General features: G+C 69.3%; 16 protein-coding genes and 3 pseudogenes. 9 read left to right on the forward strand and 10 right to left on the reverse strand.

Translation table 11 applies throughout. From position 1 onward, the window contains the following. The first annotated feature begins 26 nt into the window (after positions 1-26). Entirely contained in the window at positions 27-860 is an 834-nt protein-coding gene (locus tag ACFYMP_RS17890; RefSeq protein WP_388857857.1) for a helix-turn-helix domain-containing protein, read from the forward strand. A 3-nt stretch (positions 861-863) separates the two neighbouring features. Beyond that, a complete protein-coding gene (locus ACFYMP_RS17895) occupies positions 864-1,091 on the forward strand; it encodes a DUF397 domain-containing protein (protein ID WP_388857860.1) in 228 nt (75 codons plus the stop codon). Between the two features lie 636 nt (positions 1,092-1,727). Here ACFYMP_RS17895 and ACFYMP_RS17900 read toward each other — a convergent pair. The 3 genes and pseudogenes from ACFYMP_RS17900 to ACFYMP_RS17910 all read right to left on the reverse strand — a co-directional run. Continuing rightward, on the reverse strand, positions 1,728-2,234 hold the full coding sequence (locus ACFYMP_RS17900) for a winged helix-turn-helix domain-containing protein (protein WP_388858338.1): 507 nt from the start codon (positions 2,232-2,234) through the stop codon (positions 1,728-1,730). Beyond that, positions 2,231-2,530 carry a GntR family transcriptional regulator gene (locus tag ACFYMP_RS17905; RefSeq protein WP_388858341.1) on the reverse strand — a complete coding sequence of 100 codons (300 nt, stop codon included), beginning with the start codon at positions 2,528-2,530 and terminating at the stop codon, positions 2,231-2,233. Before ACFYMP_RS17905 ends, ACFYMP_RS17900 begins: the two co-directional genes overlap by 4 nt. 61 nt (positions 2,531-2,591) lie before the next feature. Further along, positions 2,592-3,218: pseudogene (locus tag ACFYMP_RS17910) on the reverse strand (transposase); the annotation flags it as partial. A 207-nt stretch (positions 3,219-3,425) separates the two neighbouring features. Here ACFYMP_RS17910 and ACFYMP_RS17915 point away from each other — a divergent pair. The 3 genes and pseudogenes from ACFYMP_RS17915 (at position 3,426) to ACFYMP_RS17925 (ending at position 5,958) form a co-directional block, all read left to right on the forward strand. After that, a complete protein-coding gene (locus tag ACFYMP_RS17915) occupies positions 3,426-4,547 on the forward strand; it encodes a helix-turn-helix domain-containing protein (RefSeq protein WP_388857863.1) in 1,122 nt (373 codons plus the stop codon). A 381-nt stretch (positions 4,548-4,928) separates the two neighbouring features. Next, positions 4,929-5,483 (forward strand): annotated as a pseudogene (gene lexA, locus ACFYMP_RS17920) (transcriptional repressor LexA); the annotation flags it as partial. Between the two features lie 196 nt (positions 5,484-5,679). Further along, the gene (locus tag ACFYMP_RS17925; RefSeq protein ID WP_388857866.1) at positions 5,680-5,958 is read left to right on the forward strand and encodes an HU family DNA-binding protein; all 279 of its coding nucleotides are present in this window, start codon (positions 5,680-5,682) and stop codon (positions 5,956-5,958) included. A gap of 464 nt (positions 5,959-6,422) precedes the next feature. Here ACFYMP_RS17925 and ACFYMP_RS17930 read toward each other — a convergent pair whose 3' ends face one another. Together ACFYMP_RS17930 and ACFYMP_RS17935 are read right to left on the reverse strand one after the other, a co-directional pair. Further along, positions 6,423-7,472 carry an IS630 family transposase gene (locus ACFYMP_RS17930; RefSeq protein ID WP_388857869.1) on the reverse strand — a complete coding sequence of 350 codons (1,050 nt, stop codon included), beginning with the start codon at positions 7,470-7,472 and terminating at the stop codon, positions 6,423-6,425. 58 nt (positions 7,473-7,530) lie between these two features. Continuing rightward, the gene (locus ACFYMP_RS17935) at positions 7,531-8,418 is read right to left on the reverse strand and encodes a hypothetical protein (RefSeq protein ID WP_388857872.1); all 888 of its coding nucleotides are present in this window, start codon (positions 8,416-8,418) and stop codon (positions 7,531-7,533) included. A 448-nt stretch (positions 8,419-8,866) separates the two neighbouring features. Here ACFYMP_RS17935 and ACFYMP_RS17940 point away from each other — a divergent pair, with 448 nt between their 5' ends. Together ACFYMP_RS17940 and ACFYMP_RS17945 are read left to right on the forward strand one after the other, a co-directional pair. Continuing rightward, complete coding sequence (locus ACFYMP_RS17940) at positions 8,867-9,046, forward strand: hypothetical protein (RefSeq protein ID WP_388857875.1); 180 nt, start codon at positions 8,867-8,869, stop codon at positions 9,044-9,046. Then, positions 9,043-9,957: a hypothetical protein gene (locus ACFYMP_RS17945; protein ID WP_388857878.1), complete on the forward strand. Its 915-nt coding sequence runs from the start codon at positions 9,043-9,045 to the stop codon at positions 9,955-9,957. Before ACFYMP_RS17940 ends, ACFYMP_RS17945 begins: the two co-directional genes overlap by 4 nt. 238 nt (positions 9,958-10,195) lie before the next feature. Here ACFYMP_RS17945 and ACFYMP_RS17950 read toward each other — a convergent pair whose 3' ends face one another. The 3 genes from ACFYMP_RS17950 to ACFYMP_RS17960 all read right to left on the reverse strand — a co-directional run bounded on the left by ACFYMP_RS17950 (position 10,196) and on the right by ACFYMP_RS17960 (position 13,412). Then, complete coding sequence (locus ACFYMP_RS17950) at positions 10,196-10,525, reverse strand: hypothetical protein (protein WP_388857881.1); 330 nt, start codon at positions 10,523-10,525, stop codon at positions 10,196-10,198. Between the two features lie 155 nt (positions 10,526-10,680). After that, the gene (locus tag ACFYMP_RS17955) at positions 10,681-12,891 is read right to left on the reverse strand and encodes a trypsin-like serine protease (RefSeq protein ID WP_388857884.1); all 2,211 of its coding nucleotides are present in this window, start codon (positions 12,889-12,891) and stop codon (positions 10,681-10,683) included. Positions 12,892-12,938: 47 nt separating this feature from the next. Continuing rightward, positions 12,939-13,412 carry a hypothetical protein gene (locus ACFYMP_RS17960; protein WP_388857887.1) on the reverse strand — a complete coding sequence of 158 codons (474 nt, stop codon included), beginning with the start codon at positions 13,410-13,412 and terminating at the stop codon, positions 12,939-12,941. Between the two features lie 616 nt (positions 13,413-14,028). On the opposite strand from ACFYMP_RS17960, the gene ACFYMP_RS17965 reads away from it, so the two are divergent. Together ACFYMP_RS17965 and ACFYMP_RS17970 are read left to right on the forward strand one after the other, a co-directional pair. Further along, the gene (locus tag ACFYMP_RS17965; protein ID WP_388857890.1) at positions 14,029-17,373 is read left to right on the forward strand and encodes an ALF repeat-containing protein; all 3,345 of its coding nucleotides are present in this window, start codon (positions 14,029-14,031) and stop codon (positions 17,371-17,373) included. Positions 17,374-17,877: 504 nt separating this feature from the next. Further along, on the forward strand, positions 17,878-19,533 hold the full coding sequence (locus ACFYMP_RS17970; protein WP_388857893.1) for a hypothetical protein: 1,656 nt from the start codon (positions 17,878-17,880) through the stop codon (positions 19,531-19,533). A gap of 143 nt (positions 19,534-19,676) precedes the next feature. Here ACFYMP_RS17970 and ACFYMP_RS17975 read toward each other — a convergent pair whose 3' ends face one another. Together ACFYMP_RS17975 and ACFYMP_RS17980 are read right to left on the reverse strand one after the other, a co-directional pair. Further along, entirely contained in the window at positions 19,677-19,895 is a 219-nt protein-coding gene (locus ACFYMP_RS17975) for a DUF6233 domain-containing protein (protein WP_388857896.1), read from the reverse strand. 444 nt (positions 19,896-20,339) lie between these two features. Further along, positions 20,340-20,684, reverse strand: a pseudogene (locus ACFYMP_RS17980) (transposase); the annotation flags it as partial. Between the last annotated feature and the right edge of the window lie 47 nt (positions 20,685-20,731).

The raw sequence follows: 20,731 nt of genomic DNA on the forward strand, positions 1-20,731 counted from the left end.
CCCCTACAGGACCCACTGTCAGGCGCGTGCAGCTCGGCCGAGAGCTGGAGCGGTTGCGCAAGCAGGCCGGCATCACGAACTTGAAGGATGCCGTCAAAGGACTCGACGTATCCGACTCCCAGCTGTATCGGGTCGAGCGAGGCACCTCGGCCTTTCGTAAAGCCGCGGACCTCGTCGCGCTGCTCCAGCGCTACGGCATCACCGATACAGACGACGTGACATTTCTGGTCGACATTCACCGCGACAGCTTGAACCGTGGCTGGTGGTCGATCTACTCCCGGACCATGCCGTCGGGCCTCGCGATGTACGTCGGCCTGGAGGACGGCGCCAAAACTATTCGAGCATGGCAGCCGGACGTGATCTTCGGTCTGTTCCAGACCAAGGACTACGCCCGCGCAATCTTCGAGGCCGGGAAGACGGTCGAGGAGCGCACAACAGAATTCGTGGAGAAGGGGATCTCTCTGCGCATGGAACGTCAGGAGATCCTAACCCGGGATAATCCGGTCGAGATGCGCGCTCTCCTCGATGAGGCTGCGCTCCGTCGAGTCCGAGGCAGCCGCGACATCATGCGCAAGCAGATCGAGCGGCTGGCAGAGCTGTCCACGCTCGACAACGTAACCCTGCAGGTGGTCCCGCAGGGCACCCCCACGTATCGGTTCTCCTACGATTTCTCGCTCATGGAGTTCGCCGATCCGATTCCGACCGTCGTTCAAATGGATATGGCCGACGGCGGGTCCAGCCTCACGGACAAGGACACTGAGGTCTGGACATACTCCCGCAGGTTCGACGCCCTGCGGGATGGCGCTCTCCCGGTTGCGGAGACGCCGCAGTTCCTGCAACGACTAGCCCGAGAGATCTAACACATGACCATCAGCAAGAACGCTCTTGACCTCGCGCCCAAGGGGGCGTGGTTCAAGTCGTCGTACAGCAACGACGGAAACAACTGTGTCGAGATCGCCGACCTCGTTGCGACCGCTGGCGTCGTCGGGGTCCGCGACTCGAAAATCGAGGACGGCCCGGCCCTGCAGTTCGAGCCGTCCATGTTCGCCAGCTTCATCAACGACGTTCAGGCTGGGCGCTACGACATCTGATCTCGCCTACGACGAACGGTCCGGTTCCCCCCACGGCAGATGCGGGGGGAACCGGACCGCTCTCGTGCAGCCGTACCCATAAATGATCGAAGCCTACCTGTGGCGACCGTCGAGCCGGGGTTTTGGGCATGTGAGCCTCTTCGACCTCTGTGCTCTGCTGGCACTGGCACAGGGTGCCTACGGAGCGGCTCGTAGATGGTGCCCCGGATGTGGCATTTCAGGTGGTCCCCGAGCCTGCACCGCTCGCTCCGTCCGCGGGCTCGACCGTGGACCTCAAGAGAGGTGCTGTGACGATTGGCGTGCACGCGACCGAGCGCCAAGTCCAGCATCTGCGAGAACTTGAAGCGGCGGTGGCCGAAGCTTTGTTGATCAGCCCAACGCACCCCAGGGCACGCAGCACGGTACGACGTGCTCTCATGGCCCGAGGCAGCTCCATCCGGGACGCGACTGCGGTCTACGGGATTGTGTGCGAGTTGATCGCCCGACGCTCCCGTGCGCGCCCCTGAAGGGCCTAAGGACCTCGCGTACGGAGCAGGTCAACGGCCGCCGCAGTCTGTTCTGCATTCGAGCGTGAGGTCACGCAGCCGCCCGTCTCTGCGTCACCGCCGGCGCCATGCGCACCGCGCGGCGACTGCGTTACTGCTCCGGTCCGGCTCCCCACACGGCTTCTTCCAGGGCCTGGACTCGCTCGGCAAGCTCAGCGAACTGCCGGCTCAGTCCCGCCTCACCCTGTCGGCTGCCACCTGCGAGCCGAGCGGGCCCGCCCGAAGGACGCCTCGGTGTGACCTTCGCCGGGCCGGAGTCCGAAGTCCGTGGGCCGACGAAGCTGACAACGCCGTGGACGGTGTTGACGAGCCCTTCAGTACGCAGAACGTCGACGCCTCGGCGGATGGTCATGTAGGCGTACCCGAAGTGCCTCTCCAGCTCGCGGCTCGAAGGCAGTCGGTCACCCGGCCGGAGGACGCCGGAAGCGATCTGCTGCCTCAGCCGGGCTGCGATGAACTGATACGGAGGATCCACCCGCTCGATCGCGAGACCACCGGCAGGCACGCTCAGCGCCGGGCCGTCCCCAGCGCATTCGGCCAGCTCGGTGCTCGCGTCCTCCACGGCGCTCCCATTCGCCTGTGCGGACGCCGAGGTCATGCGGACACCTCCGCATGACCGGCGGCGCCAGATGACGCGGGCGACGAGCCGACGAAGGTCCCCACGCCCTGCGCCGAGTGAATCAGCTGTTCCGCGATGAGCACCTGGAGCGCGTGCCGCACGGTGGCCATGGCAACGCCGTGCGCCGCCATCAGCTCGCGCACTGAGGGGAGGCGGCTTCCTGGAAGAAGAGTCCCCGCCCGGATCTGCTGGCGCAGCTCTGCCGCGATGCGCCGGTAACGAAGTCTTTCCGCCCCGCCCGCCGGGGTCGCCATGATGCCCGCGCCTTTCCGCATGCACCCCGTGCTCTGGAGGGCTCGAGGACCGGCGGGCCGGTCGGCGGACCGGAGGCAGGCCCAGGCGGTCGGGCCGGTTCTGCTTCGCCCAGCAGGCCCCGGCGGTGGGGCGGATGCCCAGCGGGCCGAACTCGTCGAAGGCCAAAAAACGGTCGGGGAAGTGCTCCAGGACGTGCTCGATGCGGGCCAGCTTGGCGTCGTGCTCGGGGTCGGTGGACTCCTTCCAGGTCTTGGTGCGCTGGAAGGTGATGCCGCGGCAGGCGAGCAGGCAGCGCAGGGTCTCGCGGCCGATCCGGATCACCCGGCCGTGGACTTTGCGCAGGTATGCGTCGAGTTTTCGTAACGACCAGCGAGTGAAGGGCTGGCCGAGCTTGCGCGGGCGGGTGGTGACCGTCTGGATGACGAAGTCCTCGTCGTCATCGCTGAGCAGGCGGGGACGGCCTCCCGCCCACCGAGGGTCTAGGCAGGACAGGCCGATCTCCTTGACCCGGTGGATCACGTCGCGGACGGTGTCCTCGTCGGCCTGGATCAGCTGGGCGATCACCGGCACGCGGTTCCCGCCAGCCGAGGCCAGCAGCATCATCGCCCGCCGGTAGCGCACCGAACTGGTACTGCCCCGGCGCACGATCTGCTGCAGCCGCTGCCCCTCCTGATCGGTCAGCCTGCGGACTCGAACAGGCTCTGCCACCACGCGCCTCCACCTGTCGGACGGCCTGTCGGCTCACATCCAACCGGTCCGGCACCCACCACCGCGACCCGCAACCCGGCGAACCTTCCCGGTCAGAGCACTATGCAAGCAGTCCTTCCGCTGAGACCGTACCGTCAGCAGAACTGCGAGTACAGCGCCGGTCGGGCATCCTCCCCGGGTGATCAATGTCGAAGTCAGGAGCCGAGTATGGTGATCGCCACCCTTGGGGAGGTAGTCGCGATCTACCGGTCCCGAGCCGCTCTCGATCCCGCCCGGGTGGCCAAACGGGCAGGCATCTCCATAGCTCAGTACCTCGCACTTGAACAGAGCACCGCCTGGCCAGGCGCCGAAGTGGTCGAGGCCGTCATCAAGGCCCTCCGGATCCCCGAAAGCCAGCGTGCCCGTCTTGCCGCGGCGGGCCCCCTCGACCAACATCTCCGGAGCATGCTCCACAGCTACGACATCCCGTCCCTCATCGTGGACAGCACCTGGCGCACCGTGGAGGCGAACAGCTTCGCCCGCGCCCTGCTACCCGACTCGGCCCGCGCGGGCTGGAACCTGATGCGCTGGATCCTGTTCGACAGTGAGGCACGAAGACGCCTGGCGAATTGGGACGACGTAGCCTGGTCCTTTTCCGCCCTCCTCCGAGACTCTGTCACCGCAGCCCCACGGAACACCGAACTGCGCGCTATATGGGACACGGCCGCGCACCTGGAACGCGCCGCGGCCCCCTCCCCGACGTACTGCTCCGAATCCCAGGTACTCGTCTGGCACACGGACAGCGGACCGTACCCGATCTCGGCCTGCTTGATGACCGTGCCGAGCGAACGTCCTGACCTGCGCCAGGTCACCTTTGTGCCGCGGAACACCCACCCTGCCCCCGTCCTCATGGCCCGGGGAGCAGACCCCGCCCCCTGGCACGGGCCGCTGCTCTCCGACCTGCTCACCTGCGGGCTGTGCGGCCTGCTCCTGACCGGCGGCGGCGAACCTGCCTCCTACAGCTGCGCCACAGGATGTCTGCCCGCGCTCCGCGTCGAGGAACTGGAGATCCGTGTCGCGAAGGAGGTCCTCGCTCGCGCGTTTCCCGCTCAGGCCTGCCGTGAGCTCGGAGTCGCGCAGGAGTTCCTGACGGCCGAGGGGATCGATCTGGAACTCAACGTCCCCGTCTCGGCCAAGCATGCGCTGGACCAATGGCGACGCTCGATGACCGACACCCAGCGCCGCGGCCTTCTCACCGCGACTCTCAGGTCGGCAACGGTCTACCCAGCGCTCCTCCCCAGCGGATACCCGGGAGTCGACCTCTCCTACAGTTGGCGCGAGCTGGCCTGACTCTCCGTCTTCAGTTGCTGGGGCGGCCGTCCGTCACGACGAGGCCATCCAGACCCCTTCCGGCCGCCCCAGCGCGAGACATCGTCTCAGCCCGGCGCCGCGCGGCGTAGAGTAAGCCCGTGACCGGCGCCAGCCGACTACCGACCTCGCCCCGGCGAAGGGCTGCCGACACCAGCCAGTCCCGCCTGGCGGGACGCAAGGAGAGTCGGCGAGGTCTGAAGTTGCCCCTGATGGTTCCTGTACACCTCGCACCCCGTCGCCGCACGTACCCACACGGGACTCCAGGAATTCCGACCGCAGCGGCGGCGGACCCCCCATGCAGCGGAGAAATGGCCCGTTGCTCATGCCCAGCCGCCGGGCCGTGCAACAGTCCTTCGCCTCATGCGGGAGATCGGTGCCCACGCTGGCGTATCCAGCATGTTCTCCGTCGCCCATCAGGGAAGTCGTGCGCAAGGGCGTCCTCGGCAAGGATCCCCACCGGCCCCGTGCCTACGTGCTCTCCGCAACCTTCGACACCTGCGGCACGCCCGAGCCCGAGGGCGAGCCCGAGGCGCCGCACGCGGCCATGGTCGAGGTCCCTCTCGTAGGCCGCATCGCGGCCGGCCATCCGATTTTCGCCGAACAGAACGTCGAGGACGTCCTCCGCCTTCCCCGCCTGCTCATCGGCGACGGTGAGTTGTTCGTCCTCAAAGTCGTCTGCAATTCCATGACCAAGGCCGCTATCTGTGACGGAGACTGGGTCACCGTGCGCCGTCAACCCGTCGCGGAGAACAGCCACATCGTGGCCGCCATGCTAGATGCTGAAGCAACCGTGAAACGGTTCAGAAGGACGGCACCAACGTGTGGCTGATGCCCGAGAACGATGCCTTCTCCCCCTTACCCGCCGACGAGGTGACGATCCTCGGCAGGGTCGTCGCAGTGATGCGCAGCGTCTGATCCACTTCGCGTGTGACACCGTGCCGGGGTCCCCCTCGACCGGTGCCCGGCCCCATCCACGGCCCGCCGCGTACACGTCGCTACGCGTGCGAGACGGTGCCAGCGCCATGGCCGTCAGTCGTGGGTGGGAGGATCACAGCTCGATGTGTCCCGGCCGCTGCGCGGCCGGGACGTCCCCGAGATACGGAGTACGCTTATGAACCGCAGTGAGCTGTTGGCCGCGCTGTCCGACCGCGCCGAGGTGACCCGCAAGGACGCTGACGCCGTGCTGGCCGCTCTCGCCGAGACCGTCGGTGAGATCGTCGCAAAGGGCGACGAGAAGGTCACCATCCCCGGCTTCCTGACCTTCGAGCGCACCCACCGTGCCGCTCGCACCGCGCGCAACCCGCAGACCGGCGACCCGATCGACATCCCGGCCGGCCACAGCGTCAAGGTCTCTGCGGGCTCCAAGCTCAAGGAAGCTGCCAAGGGCTGAGCCATCCGTGACCTGGCCTCGGCCGGGGTGGGCACCTGTGCGCGGCCGCGGGCAGGTGTAGGTTGAGCCGCTCCGTTAGCAGTGGGTACTGCTGAAACTACGGATTCCATGTTGCGTTAGACGTGGGCCGATCGGCTGATCTTTAGCAATCGTGTGGCCCGCCGGGGCGGACCGTTGGACTGAGGTCCGGTGCAAAAAGCCGGAAAACTTTTTCCGCTCCCCGGCGGGTGTCGCCGAGCTCATCAGTCTCCTCTCCTGTCCCTGCTACAGAAGAAGGGACCCGGCTGTCGCCGGGTCCCTTTGCCGTAACCTTCCCCGGCACCCCGCGCACGAGCCCGTGGGCCCCTCGCCCCGCCCGCCTCCCGCAATTCCCGCATGCCTGAGCTCGGCGCGAGGCAGCGCTGCCAGAACGCGGAGGATGCTAGTGCTGCTCCGCGAAAGTTCGTGGAGGGGTGTCCGGGGCGTCAGTCGGCCTTGAGTGGGCTTGCCGCGTAGGTCAACCGGAAGGGCTTCGCGGTCTCGTTCCTGTGGATCACGTAGTCGTCCATCTTGGCGATGAGGTCGTCGCGGCTGGCGAAGTCGCCGTGCCGCAAAACTCGGCGGGTCAGCGCGGAGAAGACCAGCTCGACTTGGTTGAGCCAGGAGGCGTGCGGCGGAGTCCAGTGCACATGCCAGCGCGGGTGGTCGGCCAGCCACTTCTTGCTGTGCTTGGCGGTGTGGGAGGAGCCGTTGTCGAGCACGACGTGGATGTCCCTGCCCGGGGCGATGGCCGCATCGAGCTGGTCGAGGAAGGCGGTGAAGGCGGTGGCGGTGTTCCGAGCGATGACCTCTCCGCTGTTTACATCCAGGGCAGCGACGAGGGAAGCTGTGCCGTGCCGGACGTACTCGAACTTCTGGCGTGCGCGCTGGCCCCGGGCAGCCGGGCGGCTGGGATGCTTGCGGGAATGGGCTGCGATCGCGGTCTTCTCATCGATGGATAGGACCATAGCCCCTTCAGGTGGATCGCGGTAGAGGGCGCAGATGTCCCGGGCCCGCTCCCAGAACTCGGGAGTGTCACGCCGGGTGAGCCAGCCGGTTACCTTATGCGGCTTGAGATCCAAATCGGCCAGGATCCGCCCCACTTGAGAAGGGGAGACCGCCACGAACACCGTGTCGGCGACCTGCTCGGCGATGGCCTGGTGGCTCCAGGTCGCCGCGCCGTCGGGTGGGGTCTGGGTCGCGGCGGCCACGACCGCGACCCGGGTCACGTCGTCGTAGATCCGTGGGCGGCCCGAGCGGGCGGCATCCCGCAGGCCCTGAACGCCACTGCGTACGAAACGGCTCCGCCACTTGCGGACGGTGTGCACGCTGCACGACAGCTGCTGGGCGATCTCCGCGTTCGCGAGTCCGTCGGCCGCTGCGAGCATGATCCGCGCCCGCGCCACCTCACGGACCTGAGCGCTCGCCGAGGACACCAGCCGCCCGAGCGCCGCGCGTATGTCGCCGTTCAGTTCCACGACCACGGCCGACACCATGGCCGCAACCTCCGCTTTCTGCCGGTTTCCTCTCACAGACGAAGATCCTGAACCGCCGCTACCTTGCCGTCACGTGGCCACGTCCGGGCCCGTGCCCCGGCCGGTTCTGCCACCAGTGCTCGATCACGTTCGGGGAGAACCAGCGTGTCCGGCCGACGTTTTCGGAATAGGGCTCGTTGTCCTGCTGGGCGGCCCGTGCGAGGGCACGGCGCAGGGCCTTGGGGGTCGTGCCCAGTCGCTCGGCGGCCTCGGTAACGACCACGACCGGCGGTCGGTGGTTGTTCAGCGCTGTGAAGGCCGCGAGAGCTGCATCCTCGTCGGTGAAGATCTGGGTCCGGGCACTCAGCGCGCCGCCTCGGTTGGTCGTGCGGACGATGAGGCGCGGGAATCGGTCGGGCAAGTGGACCTTTTCCCGGAGTACCCAGATCCGGTCCGTGGTGCTGTCGGCACAGTGGACTGTATAGGCCATCAGTTCCAGGATGCGGGTGGCGGTCTGGTCAGGCCCCACCGGCCGTTCGTCTACGACTAGTTGCAGTGAAGTGCTGTCAAGGCCGGTGGCGTCGATCCAGCGCATCCACACGTCAGACGGCGGGACGACGGGGCGCTCGACACTGAGGGACAGCTCTATGGGCAGGGTGGCCCGGCGGATGTGACGCAGGAGCGGCTCGGTGGCGAGGAAACACTGGGGCTCTCCGCCACCGTCCACGCCACCGCTGTGCAGATACCCGTCGGACCAGAGCGTCCAGCTCGGCAACCCGCCACTGCCCTTGCGGACGTGCACGGGCACGGGCCCGCACTCGAAGGTAACTTCTCCGTCCCGGTTGTCGGGGTACTTCTCCTGGGCCCTCCGCGCGAATTCGGCGGTCGCGTAGTGGCTGCGGCCGAACACGGTCCGGATGCAGACCCGGGTGGCGTCCTCGGGGATGCGAATCCGATCTCCGGGCACCGCGGCGCTCCTCCACCTCTAAAGCATGTCACATTGCATGTGACATGCTTTAGAGGTGGGCGCAAGGCAACGTTCCGAACTCGTCGAACTGCGCTGGCATGTGACGCCTGGTCAAAGTGCGCCAGTGGCGCTCCGTGGTACCCCTCGGTGAACTTTTGCGGAGCAGCACTAGACAGCAGGGCCGTTCCCCTTGTCTCCGGGGCCTGCGGCACTCCCCGCTAAGGGCGCCTCGGCTGTGTCGGGCAACACACGTCCCGCCCCGCGGAACGGCCAGGCACCCGCCTTCCCAAGGTGGGCCGCCTGGCGGGACACCGCGCCGCCGTCGACGCCCACCAGCCCGCCGGTCGCGAAGACTGACAGCTGCCTAGCAGGACGCCGGCCGCGGCCAGGGCGTCCCACACGTCGCGCGATATGGAGCGCGTGCACTCGCCCTGGGGGATGTGGACCGATGGACACCTTGCTGATCTGGATGAGCACGCTGACGGTGGCGGCCCTCGTCGTTCTGCTGCTGTGGGAACTCGAGGCTCTACGTGCTGCTCACCGCAATGCCGACCGGCGCGAGCGCCGACAGGCCGCCGTCCGCGCCCAGCAACTGCGCACGCCCCCGGCCGACCAATCAGGGCGGTGACGCAGACGATGAGCTGGATACGGGACCGGTTCTGGAGCCACTTCGTCGTCGGCTGGGTGGTGGCGATCGTCGTCCTCACACGCTGGGAGAGCGGCACCCGGCTGGGTCTTCACGTCCTTCCCATGGCCATGATCGCAAGCTGGGCCTGGACACTGCACTCCCTCAGGAACCGCCGTGTTCAGGTAGCCGAGGGCTTCCGGGCCCAGCACCACATCTGGAACAGACTCCTGCGCTCCCGGCCCCCGCACGATCCGAGCGCCCTCTACCGCGACTTCGTCCAGCGGATGAACCACGCCGAACAGCACCTGCGCGCCACGGCCCGAGCGCACCATCTGCAGCGGCTGAGCATCGCGTTCACCGACGGCTGGCACCCGGGCGGCGACGGGAACGAGGCCGCCTCCGTGCGCGAGGGACGACGGGCTCACCTTTGGCTGGGCAGCAACTGGTTCGGGCCGGAGCAGACCGCACACCTGCCGGTCGTCCTCGAGCACGAGCTCGGTCACGTACTTCGGCGCGACAACCAGCGCTCGACCATTCTGCAAGCGGTCGGCGTGTTCCTCATGGTCCTGGCGACCGGGTGGCTGCCACTGCCCGCCGTCGTTGCGGCCGCCGTGGCCCTGCGCCTGCTGTACATCGGATGGGTATGGCACAACGAGCTTGCCTGCGACGCCCGCGCCGCACGCGCCTGCGGCCCCGAAGCCGTGCTTCGCCTGTGGCGTCGCAATACCGGACTGCTGCGCACCCTCCCGCCTCTCGCACGTGTGGAGCACAAGCTGCGCGCGGCCTTCACCCACCCTCCGTACGGGCTGCGCATCTGGTGGGCCCGACGCGTCAACGCACCCGCCGTCGAACCCCACCCCCTCGCTGTACCAACCGACCCGTACGACCTGACGCCTCCGCTCGCCGCGTGAAGTGAACCCGGGGCGGCGCCACGCCGACCGGGAAGGATTCTCAGGCCGGGCGGCTCGTCAGCCAGGCGATCCACTCTCCGTCGGGACACGCCCCACATGCAGATCACGCTCATGGGCCGCCATGCGGGCGCAAATGCATCCGTACGCGCCGTGGCGGGCAGGACAGAGGTGCGCCAGTTCCTCGGGAGTGAGAGCCGCAACATCCTCTGGCAGACGTTGGCCTGCGTCGGTGGCGCGCCTACGCACCGCGGCGACGCTCCATCTGGTCCAGGCGCGAAGCGACCAGACGCATCCAGCGCACCTCGGAGCGGACCAGGGCCCAGACGTCGGCTTTCTGCGGGTAGGCGGCCTGCCGCGCGGCCACACGTTCGTGCGAGAGGGGGCCGCCGAGGTAGGCACGGACCCGGGTGTCGGTTAGCAATTCTTCGACGAGGGAGGGCGTCCTCGGCAGTGACCGGTCGCAGACGGAGTCGGTCAGTGCGCAGTTCTGCGGGCCAGACGCTGTCCAGGGCGACGTCGACGGGGCACCCGGCAGTGCTCCGTGCCGGTCTGTCGCCAGGGTGGCCATCGCCTTCTCCTCGTCCGTATGGGTTCCGCACGCCCTGGGTGACCTGCCGCAGATCCGTGCCGGCGCATTGCCCGGGGCGGTCGTCCCCTGGGCAATGCCGACTGTCGGCGCCGTCCGTGCTGGGTGGTCCGCTCCAGGCTGGGCGGGTTCCGTGGTCAGCGTGCGGTGTGGCCGAAGCGGGTGCCGGTGGGAGGAAGGTTGCCCTGGCCGGGTTGGTAGGTAGTGATCGGGGCGGCGGTGCCGCCGGGGGTCACGTTTGACAGGGGAAGGGCGTGGAGGGAGCCGTAGGGGCTCGGGCCGGTGGGCATGCCCGCGTACAGGTGGCGGCCGGTGAGGTGGAGGCTGCTGCCGAGGCGCTGGTTGGCGCCCGGCGGGCCGGGGATTCCGGCGGTGCCGCCCGCCTGCACCCATTGGTCGTCGGCACCGGGTTCGCCGAGGAGCGAGAGGCTGAGGACGGCGCCGGCGTTCGCCGTTGTGCCGATGTCCTCGTCCGGGATGCCGATCGCCAGTCTCATCGTCGCGGTGGTGCCGACCGCGTGGGGCGCGGTGTTCACGGCGGAGAGAGTCGTGCCGAAGCGGTCTCCGGCTTCCGACGTGTCGCTGATGTCGTCGTCGGCGGTGCCGGAGAGGAAGGTGGTGAGCTGACTGTGGCCGGTGGGGCCGACGCGGAAGCTCTGCGCCATGCCGGCGTCGGCCCGGCCGGTGCCGCTGACGGTGATGTCCTCGCCGGGTGAACCCACCGTGAGAATCGACTCGTTGGCGGTGGCGGCCCCCATGGGTCGGTAGGTGACCAGGGCCAGGGACTCGCCGAACCTGTCTCCGGCTTCGGCTCCGCCGGAGACGGTGTCGAGGTCCTGGTCGAGGGCGAACCGCGCGGTGGGGTGACCCTCGGCGTTCAGTGTGTGGTCCAAGACGACCACGGCGCCCGCGTTCGTACCGGCGCCGATGGCCTCGCCGGGTGCGCCGACGGCGATGCGGTGGGCGTCGGCGCTCAGGGAGGCGCCGAAGGCGTCGTTGTCCTCCACGGCGCCGGGGACACCGGTGCTGCCCTGGTGGACGCTGGTGTTGGTGGTGCCGCGTAGGTAGTAGAAGATGCCGGCCCTGGTGTGGGCGCCGACGCCCTCGCCGGGTGCGCCGACGACGAGGTAGGGCTCGCCGGAGGCGGTGGTGCCGGCGGCCAGGGAGGCGCCCATCCTGTCGCCCGCTTCGGGCACCGAGGTGCCGACATCGCCCGACCCCATGCCCTGTTCCAGATGGGCGGCCTTGAGCGTGCCGGTCCCCAGGCCGCCGGGTGCCCCGTACAGAATCTGTACGAAACCGGCCTGTGCCTGGCCGCCGAGAGTTTCGCCGGGGGAGCCGGCCACGAGGTCGGTGCAGCCGTCCTCGTTGTAGTCGACGGTGGCAAGACTCTCGCCGAACCGGTCTCCGGGTTCCGCGCCGCCCGGGATCCAGCCGAGGTCCTGGGTGATCTCGGCGGTGCCCTTCCCGGCGCCGTGGACGATCCGGATGAGGCCCGCGTCGGTGTCGCCCGCGACGGTGGCCCTGGGGTCGGCGATCGCGATGTCCTCGGTGCCGTCGCAGTTGTAGTCGGTGAGGGGGACCGCGCCCACGGTGGCGTCCATCCAGACGGACAGGTCGTCGACGCGGGCCGCGATGCCGCCCGTGCTGGTCTGGGTGTCGTCGGTGCCGAAGCAGCCGCCCCCGTACGACTGGCTGCTGAGGGCGGCCAGTTGGCGGGAGCCCCCGGCCGTGCGGACCAGGGGGCCGCCGGCGTCACCGGCGCACGCGGCGACGCCGTCCTGGCCGGTGATCGCGGTGGTGGTGGCAGTGGAGGCGGCCACCTGGAACGCACCGGTGTGCAGGCTCATCGGTGCCCAGTCGGTGGCGGTGCGGCCGTATCCGGCAAGGGTCAGCTCCTCGCCGGGCACCGGGGCGGCGGTGGCGAGGGGAATGGGGGGCACGTTGGTGACGGGGCGGTTCAGACGGGCCAGGACCACGTCGCGGTCGCCGCGGGGCACGAGTGCCACGACCTCACGGGCCGAGCCCGCGCTGCCGGTGAGATCGGAGCGCCCGATGATCGCGGTGGTCTTCTGCCGTGGTTTGCCCGCTGGGACGGTGAGGCTTGCGGCCGGGTCGCCGGCGAAGCAACTCGCCGCGGTGAGCAGCCACTGCTGGTCGACGAGGACGCCGGAGCAGCCGCGGTCGTGATCACCGATGGTGATCCGGGCGGTGTAGGCGTGGGTGGTCTCCGCGGGGGCGACGGCGGGGCCGGTCACCGCGGCGGCGGGCGGGGCGGCGAGCAGGGCGGCACCCGCGATCAGGGTGGCGGCCAGCGCGGCGGAGCGCACGGGTCTGGTCTGTCGCATGACTGCTTTCCTCGGTGACGGTATGGGCGACGGGAGCTGTCCGGGCTCTACTTGGTGGTCCTGATCTCCACGAGCGCGTACTCGCGGCCTCCCTCGACGGTTTCACCCACCGCTGTCCAGTTGTTCTTCTCGATGTCGTAGGTCTTCGTCTCGCTGTCCCGGGTCATGTCGACCTCGGTGGTGTAGTCGTTGCCCATGACGAGGTATGTGCCGGCCAGCTCCACGGTCAGCTGGCCCGAGTCCCCGGTGGTCCGGAAGCAGAACTCCTTCTCGCCCCGCGCCATCACGTGGAGCAGGCCCGTTCCCGGCCGGCAGTCGACCAGCGTGATGTGCCCGTCTCCGCGCTTGAGGAGAATGCCTTGTTCCTCCTGGATCTCCTCCGCCCGCGGGTAGTGGTAGTCCTCGACCGCGTACGCGGGGGCCTCGTCCGCGATGTTCGCCGCGGCGGCGGGGCGAACATCGCCGGCGGCCGTCACAGCGGCCCAGGCCAGAACGCCGGCGGTGGCGACAGAAGCCGTCACACGGGCCAGGAGTCTCCTTCCGCGGGACTTCGCCGGAGGTGTGGCGCGCGTCTTCATCGCATTCCTCAGTTCGCTTTTCGGAGTGGGTTGCTAAGGCATTGCTCTTCACTGGAGTGAAGGCGTCGGAGACTTCGCCTGATTCCTGATTGCCGGCAGGGTTTTCGCGAGGGGGGGTTGATGAAGTTTGCAATCCGCAAATCGGGATTCGCGGGACCTGGCGCTTCGAGGCTTTGCTGTGGTAGAGCGGCTGCCTCGGTGCCCACGAATTTTCCCGGTGCGGTCGGGCCCTCGCTCCTTGTGTCGCCCAGAGTAGCCAGCTCGCACGGCATTCCTGAGTGATGTGTGTCACATCTCGAGTAAGTTCCGCGAGGCGCATAAAGGATCGATAACGAAATGCCACATTCCGTTTTCCAGGTATGGCGGAAAGCAGCCCTTGGGGACATGGCATTGTCTGGGAATTTTCCGTCGCATCCTTTCGGTAATCGGCCGTACGAGCACGGGTATGGTTCAATTTCGCCTCTCCAACCACGCCCCTCGCCATCGCTGCGAACGGGCAGGCTCAAGTGATGTCGATTCATTGTTGATCTTCTTTTTCGGGGACAAGGAGACCACGCCCATGCAACCGACTTTCTGGAGCCGCAGACGGCTCCTCGGCGCGATCGCCGCCGCGGCCGCGTCGCCCCTCGCCTCGGGGACCGTGGCCCGTGCCGCCCCGTCGCGGGCTGTCGTGGGCGGTTCGCCCGAACTACCGGACACCCGGCGGGCCGAGGTGGTCAGGGCCTGGATGACCGGAGGCCGGGCGACGAAGGCGGCGGCGGTCGGGGCTCTCGTGGGGACTGACGCGGACATCGGGACGTTTGTGACACGGACGCTGCCGCAGGTACTGGCGGAGGACAACCGCGTCGCCGTGGCTGGCTGCCTCGTCCGCTCGGGCAAGGGGCTGCGCAGCGCCGCCGTCGCGGCGCTCAACGGCGGTGACAGCGCCGTCGCCGCCTTCCTCGCGGACGGTTTCGAGCCGGGTCTTCTCGAAGACCTGCGGGTGGCGACCGCGACCGTCATGGCCACCGGCGACACAGCCGTCAAGCGTGCGGCGTCCGCTGCACTCAGCGTGGGGACCGCGAAGGCCCTGGACGCCTTCCTGGCCGAGGGCCAGTTCACTGCCCGTCTGGAGGACGCGCGCGTCCAGATCGGCACCATGCTCGCCACGGCGGGACCCGAGGTGCGCAAGTACGCAAACCGCGCGCTGAGCGGCGACGCGCAGGCGGTCCAATGGTTCCTGGACACCGGCCAGCACATCGCGCGCGCCCGGGACCAGGAGGCGGCGACGATCGAGGAACTCGTCGCGGTCGTCGAGCGCGAAGGTAGACGGGCCCAGGCCGCGACGGATCTCGCCGTCGAGACGTCCGAGCGTGCCCAGACCGCCGCGGCCAGTGCCAAGGAGGCCGCGGAGACGGCTGCGGCGGAGGCCGAGGCCGCCCAGCAGGATGTGGCGAAGTCCGGTGCCGCGGCCCGTAAGGCGGCGTCCGCTGCCAAGGGTGCGGCCGACGCCGCCCGCACCGCCATCAACGCCTCCAACTCGGCGGTGGCCGCCGCCCGCCGCGCCTCCTGGGCGGCCACCGCAGCCTCCCAGGCCGCCGCGATCGCGGGCGGAGCGGCCTCCCGCGCCTACAGCGCCGCGATCGCCGCGTCCAGGGACGCCACGAAGACCGAGGTGGCCAAGAACGCAGCCGTCGCCGCCCGCAACGCGGGCGTCCGCGCCCGTACGGCTGCCACGGCGGCCGGCCACGCGGCGACCGCCTCCGCCCAGGCCGCGAACGCCGGCTCCCAGGCCGCCTCGGCCGCCCGCAATGCCGCCGCGGCGGCAGCCGCCGCCTCTCAGGCCGCCACCGCCGCGGGCGCCGCCCAGTCGGAGGCGGCCGAGGCCCGCCGCCAGGCCGACATCGCCGACACCGCGGCCGGCCGAGCCACCGCGTCCGCCGCCGCGGCCCAGGCCCTGGCCAACTCGGCCGCCGCCGCTGCACGTGGCGCGCGCGACGCCGCCAACTCGGCCGCCGTCCACGCGGAGAACGCGGCCGACGCCACCGACGAGGCGGTGAAGCACGCGGGCCAGGCCATCGACTACGCCAACAGGTCGACCGCCCACGCGGCCGAGGCAGTCAAGGCGGCCAACATCGCGACCCGGACGGTGGAAGCCGCCATCGGTGTCGAGAAGGCCGCCCGGGAAGCGGAGATGGCCCGGCTGGAAGAGGAGAGACTGCAAGGGATCGACGAGGCCAGACTGCTCGCCCGGATCGAGGACGAGCAGAGAGCCGAGTACGAGGACCAGCGCGCCCAGGAGGAACAGCTCGCCCAGGCCGTCAAGGACCTCATCCAGGCCGCCGAGGGCGCCCTGTTCTCCGGTGATCTGGTGGGCGCCAGGTCCAAGGGCCGCGAGGCCGCGACCGCTCTTCTGGTCGCCAGGGGCGCCTGGACGCGGGAAGCGGCTCAGTTCGCCCTCGCGGGCGGCGACGACGACCTCTTCTCGTGGATCGACCTCGACCGGTCCATCGCTCAGCACCAGGACGACCGGGAGACCGTTCTCTATCTCGCCCAGATATCCAGCCCCGCCGTCGCCGAGGCGGCGCGGGACGCGCTGGAGAGCGACAGCGCCCAGGCGGTGGGAGACTTCCTCACCTCCGGGGTGATCCGCTCGGCCGGCGACGACAACAGAGTCCAGATCGGCCGCATCATCGGGCAGCAGCCCGGCACTGCTGTCCGCCGGGCCGCTAACGACGCTCTCCGTCAGAACACCCCGGAAGCCGTCCAGGAGTTCTTCGACCGTACCTACCCCATCGCCCTGCGCGAGGACGACACCGTGACGGTGGGCACCGAGATGGCCGAGGGCGGCGCCTACACCAAGGCGTACGCGCAAGTCGCCCTTGAGGGACCGTCGTGGATGCTGCGGAACTTCGTCCTGGCCGTGCGGTACCTCGCTGCCCAGCTCGACTACGACTCCGCCACCCACGCCGCCGCGATGCGGGGGGCCATCGCCGCCGCCGCGAAGATCGCGCACCAGGCCCAAGAGATTGCGGCCCTGGCGTCCAAGGCGGGTGCCGAGGCCCGCCGGGCCGCGGCGGAAGCCCAGCAGTGGGCCGCCAAGGCGCTGTCCGCCGCGGAGAAGGCCGCCGACTACGCCGCCCAGGCCAAGGAGAACGCCGCCGCCGCCGATGCCTCTGCGGCGGCGGCTCAGAACTCCGCGAACCAGGCCAAGGCAGCCGCGGCGGCCGCACACCGCGCGAGCCGCTCGGCGAACTATTCGGCCAACACGGCGGTCGACGCAGCCCGTTCGGCCCTGAATTCCTCCGCCGGCGCCCAGGCGTCCGCCGCCAGTGCCCGCGCCTCCGCGCTAGAAGCCGGCCAGGACGCGTCCGCCGCCGCCGCTGCGGCGAGCCATGCCCGTGCCATCGCCATTCAGAAGCGCAAGGCCGAAATCGCGGAAGCCGCGCGCGAAGCCGCCGAGGAAGCCCGGCGGGCGAGGGAGGACGGGCGCGATCCGGCCGACACCGACACCCACGACGAGATCAACGAGAACGGCAGTGGCTCCGAGGGCGAGAACTGGTGGGAGGACGCGGGCTGGTGGGCCGACGTCTGCGGTGCCGTCAGTGTGGGAGCCAGCTACGTGGCGGCCGGACTCGGCATCGCCGCGATGGTCTTCCCCCTACTGGGTCCTTTCGCCGGATGGGCCTACGGCATCTCCGCGGCGGCGGGCGCGCTGGAAGTCCTCCTCGACGGTGTGGACAACGGCTTCAGCGCCGCCAGGCTGTCCAGAGCCGCCGCATCGTACTTCCTCAGCCGGATCACGTTCGGTGGCTCCAAGGTGATCATGCCCATCGTCAGGCGGGTACCGATTCTTGACTCGTTAGCCGACGGAGGCATTGAGTTCGTCTCCTCGATCACCGGTGGGTTGGCCTCACTCATCTGACCGCCGGCACGCCGGCCCCACCCGCGCGCCCTGGTCCGGCGAAGGCGCCATCCATGACCGGCCGTCCCGAGGGCCGCGCAGCGCCGCGCAGGCCCGGCGGTCCGCCGCACCGGCCGACCCGTCCGTCGGCTGACGGTCGCCGACAGCACCGCACTCCCGTGAGAAGGCCGGTTTGGGCCCGCACCCCCGGCCGGCCCCACGGCACCTCGCACCCGAAAGGTCTCCGCGACGATGCGACCATCCTCCGTGTTCACTCGGTACAGACGCGCGGCCGTCACGCTGCTGGCCGCCCTGATTCTTGGCGCCGCCACCACCGCCATGGCACCGGCTTCTCAGGCGTCGCAAGCCTCCCCCCGCCAGGCCGGCGCAGACACCGGCCGGAGCGGTCCGGCCGGTGTCTCCGCTCCCATCGAGACTCGGCCCGTCACCCTGGCGTCCGGGGAGAACTGCCGTCCCACGGCCGCCGGCTCGAAGGAACGTCGGGCGGGCGCCGCCGAGGCGTGCGTGCGCGCGAGCCCCGCGCCGGCGAAGCGCGCCGCGAGACAAGAAACCTCCGGGGCGGCCGCCGCCACCTGCGAGATCAGCAGCCCCGGCACCTACACGTACACGCGATTCGGGTACTGCGTGGCCGGCGTGAACGTCGTCTACATTCTCCGTGACACCAATGGCAAGGAGATCGGCCGCGGCACGCTGGAGGTCTCCACCAGCGCCACGCTCCAGAAGAACGCCACGACCTGGGACGAGCAGATCACCGTACGGATGACCAGCGCGCGCGACGCCGTCACCGCCCTCACCGCCAAGTTCCGCTCCTCCTGCGGGACGGGATGCACAGCCACCGACGACGAGCCCTGGTACGGCGGCAACCTCGTCGTGGGGCAGTTCCACACCGGGACCGTCAGCTACTCCTCGGCCCCCCTCCCGGGCGCCACCGCGGAGTTCACCACCGCCTACCGCATGTACGTGACCTCCCCGGGTGTCGCGCTCGTCGACCCAAACGCCGGGTGGGACAACCCCGCCAAGATCCGCTGCGACGACGCGGTCGGGGGCACCTCACCGGCCGGCTGTGCCGTCCCCTCGGTCATGCCCGTCGTGCCGCTGAAGACGACGGCTGGGGAGCCGGGCGGTGCCGTCGCAGCCTACGAGTGGGCGCAGCGGAATCAGCAGGGTGCCTGGGGCTTGAGGGGCCACCCCCTGACCAGACTGACGAGTGGCGTGGGCGGCCGCACCGCCAGTACGTGCGGCGGCTTCAAGCAGGAGCCGGAACTCGTCAACGGCGACAGGTGCGGCGATTTCCCGTTCGGGGAGACGAAGGAGGGCGGTGCCCCCGGAGCCCAGTGCGTCCGGCTGATACCCAGCCTCGGCAGCGGTGAATGGGACACGTACATCCTGAACGACGCGCATGAACACAACCCCGCCGCACCCTGTGTGCAGGCCCATGTCACGCCCGACGAGAAGGCGTTCGCCGACGACCAGCTCGCCGAGGGCTTCACGGACCAGCGGGTGATCGACCGCGACGCGTTCGAGCTGACCATCTCGACCCCGGACACCGGCCCGGACATCCGCTGCCGCGAGGACGACAAGCCGGCCTCCGCGCTGTCCAACGGCGACGGCTGGTTCTGGAACACCACCGAGCCGGTACCCCTCGTCCAGCAGACGGTCAAGGAGCTCGGAGCCGGCGAGCGGCCGACCCGGGCCCTGGCATGTGTGGGGAGGGACACGGCCAAGGGGACCGGGACCTCAGGTGACATCACCGGCTGGCTGGACGCAAGGGCCTTCCGCGCGGCGCACCCGGCCGATTCCACGCTGTCCCGGTGCCACCTGGTCGCGAGGATCCTCGGCGGCAAGGGCTCGACCGAAATCACGCGGTTCAACCTTGTCCCCTGCTGGCATTCCGGTTTGAACACGGGCACGCCCAGCATGCGTACCTTCGAGTTCGCGGCACAGAACCTCATCAAGGGGCCGGAGGAAGCCTTCGGATCCAGCGACGCGCTCCTCTACGAGGTGACACCCGTCTACAAAAACGAGAACAGCACCATCCCGATCGGCGTCACGATGAGCGCCACCATCCAACGGGCCAACGGGACGAACGAGGAACTCTTCCCCAATGTCTACATCACTAACACCGTCAAGAACACCGGGCAGTTCAACCTCGGTAACTGACCGGCCCCGCTGGCACACACGGCGGCCGAGTGGGAGCGCCAAGAGCAGGCCCAGTTCTGTCCAGACGACCGGCCCCGACCGAACCTTCACCCTCGTGACGTCCCATCCTTCGGCACCTGACCGACATGGGCAGGGAAGAAGTCTCACGCCACATCGATGCCCAGTTCGCTGTCGGGCCGGCATCGAGGGCATGACCCGAACCCAGGGTCGGTGAGCGCGGCTCGCGCCTCGTCGGCCCGGACTCGCGGCAGTGCCTTCCCGACCGTCGGGCAGTCGGTCAGGTGGATCATGGCGGGTCCGGCGCCCTGGTGACCACTCTGCTGCTCAACCAGATAGCCGACGCGCGGCTCCGTCGCCGCCATCAGAGGGGAAGGGGGCCACCTCCCTTCACCGGGCGCCGCGACCGACGTGGCTCAGGTGAGTCTTCGGCTTGAGCGAGAGCCTTCGAGATCGCATCATGTGGAGTCGCAGCCACGTACCGACCGTATCGGTCTCCGCTATCTGCCTCTCGACGTACCCCAGCAGGACGCGGAGCCGAGGCGGGTCAGGAGGCAACTCGGTCATGGCGGACACTGTGCAGCGATGCCCAGCCTGCTGACCGTCTGCCCTGCCAATGCGGGTGAAACAGCACCGCCACCGACAAGTGCATCAGCCGCCTGCGAGTCGCTGTGCACGGGGCAGCCTCCTAGTAGGGCTTTGTTAGGTGGTGTCGTAGGGCTGCCATGGGGTGGGTTGCCGACAGGTGGGGCCGGTGCCGGTCCAGGTGGCTAACAGGTGTTGGAGGAGTGCCAGGGCCTGGTAGAGGGTCAAGCCCTGGCAGGGACTTTTGGGCAGTACCGCTGCTCGGTCAGGAAGAGGTGGGCGGCGGTCACGAGGGTGACGTGGCGGTGCCAGCCGGTGAACGAGCGGCCCTCGAAATGGTCGAGGCCGAGCGTCGTCTTCAGCTCGCGGTAGTCGTGCTCGATGCGCCACCGTAGCTTCGCGAGCCGGACAAGATCCCGGGCCGGGATGTCGGCCGGCAGGTTGGAGATCCAGTACTTGACCGGCTCGTTCTCCCCTTCTGGCCACTGGGCGATCAGCCACCGCAGTGCGATGACACCGTCCGGGGCGGGTTGGGGGCGGCGGCCGGCGATACGGACGCGCAGGAACACGAGAAACGCGCCTACATCTACCTCGGCACCATCACCCTCGCAGCTCT

Source organism: Streptomyces sp. NPDC007088, from assembly GCF_042869355.1.
Classification (GTDB): Bacteria; Actinomycetota; Actinomycetes; order Streptomycetales; family Streptomycetaceae; genus Streptomyces.

Bases quoted from the DNA above. Each gene is read 5' to 3' on its own strand.
- ACFYMP_RS17895 (WP_388857860.1), top strand. From the start codon at position 864: ATGACCATCAGCAAGAACGCTCTTGACCTCGCGCCCAAGGGGGCGTGG.
- ACFYMP_RS17900 (WP_388858338.1), bottom strand. From the start codon at position 2,234: ATGACCTCGGCGTCCGCACAGGCGAATGGGAGCGCCGTGGAGGACGCG.
- ACFYMP_RS17905 (WP_388858341.1), bottom strand. From the start codon at position 2,530: ATGCGGAAAGGCGCGGGCATCATGGCGACCCCGGCGGGCGGGGCGGAA.
- ACFYMP_RS17915 (WP_388857863.1), top strand. From the start codon at position 3,426: ATGGTGATCGCCACCCTTGGGGAGGTAGTCGCGATCTACCGGTCCCGA.
- ACFYMP_RS17925 (WP_388857866.1), top strand. From the start codon at position 5,680: ATGAACCGCAGTGAGCTGTTGGCCGCGCTGTCCGACCGCGCCGAGGTG.
- ACFYMP_RS17930 (WP_388857869.1), bottom strand. From the start codon at position 7,472: ATGGTGTCGGCCGTGGTCGTGGAACTGAACGGCGACATACGCGCGGCG.
- ACFYMP_RS17940 (WP_388857875.1), top strand. From the start codon at position 8,867: ATGGACACCTTGCTGATCTGGATGAGCACGCTGACGGTGGCGGCCCTC.
- ACFYMP_RS17950 (WP_388857881.1), bottom strand. From the start codon at position 10,525: ATGGCCACCCTGGCGACAGACCGGCACGGAGCACTGCCGGGTGCCCCG.
- ACFYMP_RS17955 (WP_388857884.1), bottom strand. From the start codon at position 12,891: ATGCGACAGACCAGACCCGTGCGCTCCGCCGCGCTGGCCGCCACCCTG.
- ACFYMP_RS17965 (WP_388857890.1), top strand. From the start codon at position 14,029: ATGCAACCGACTTTCTGGAGCCGCAGACGGCTCCTCGGCGCGATCGCC.
- ACFYMP_RS17975 (WP_388857896.1), bottom strand. From the start codon at position 19,895: ATGGCGGCGACGGAGCCGCGCGTCGGCTATCTGGTTGAGCAGCAGAGT.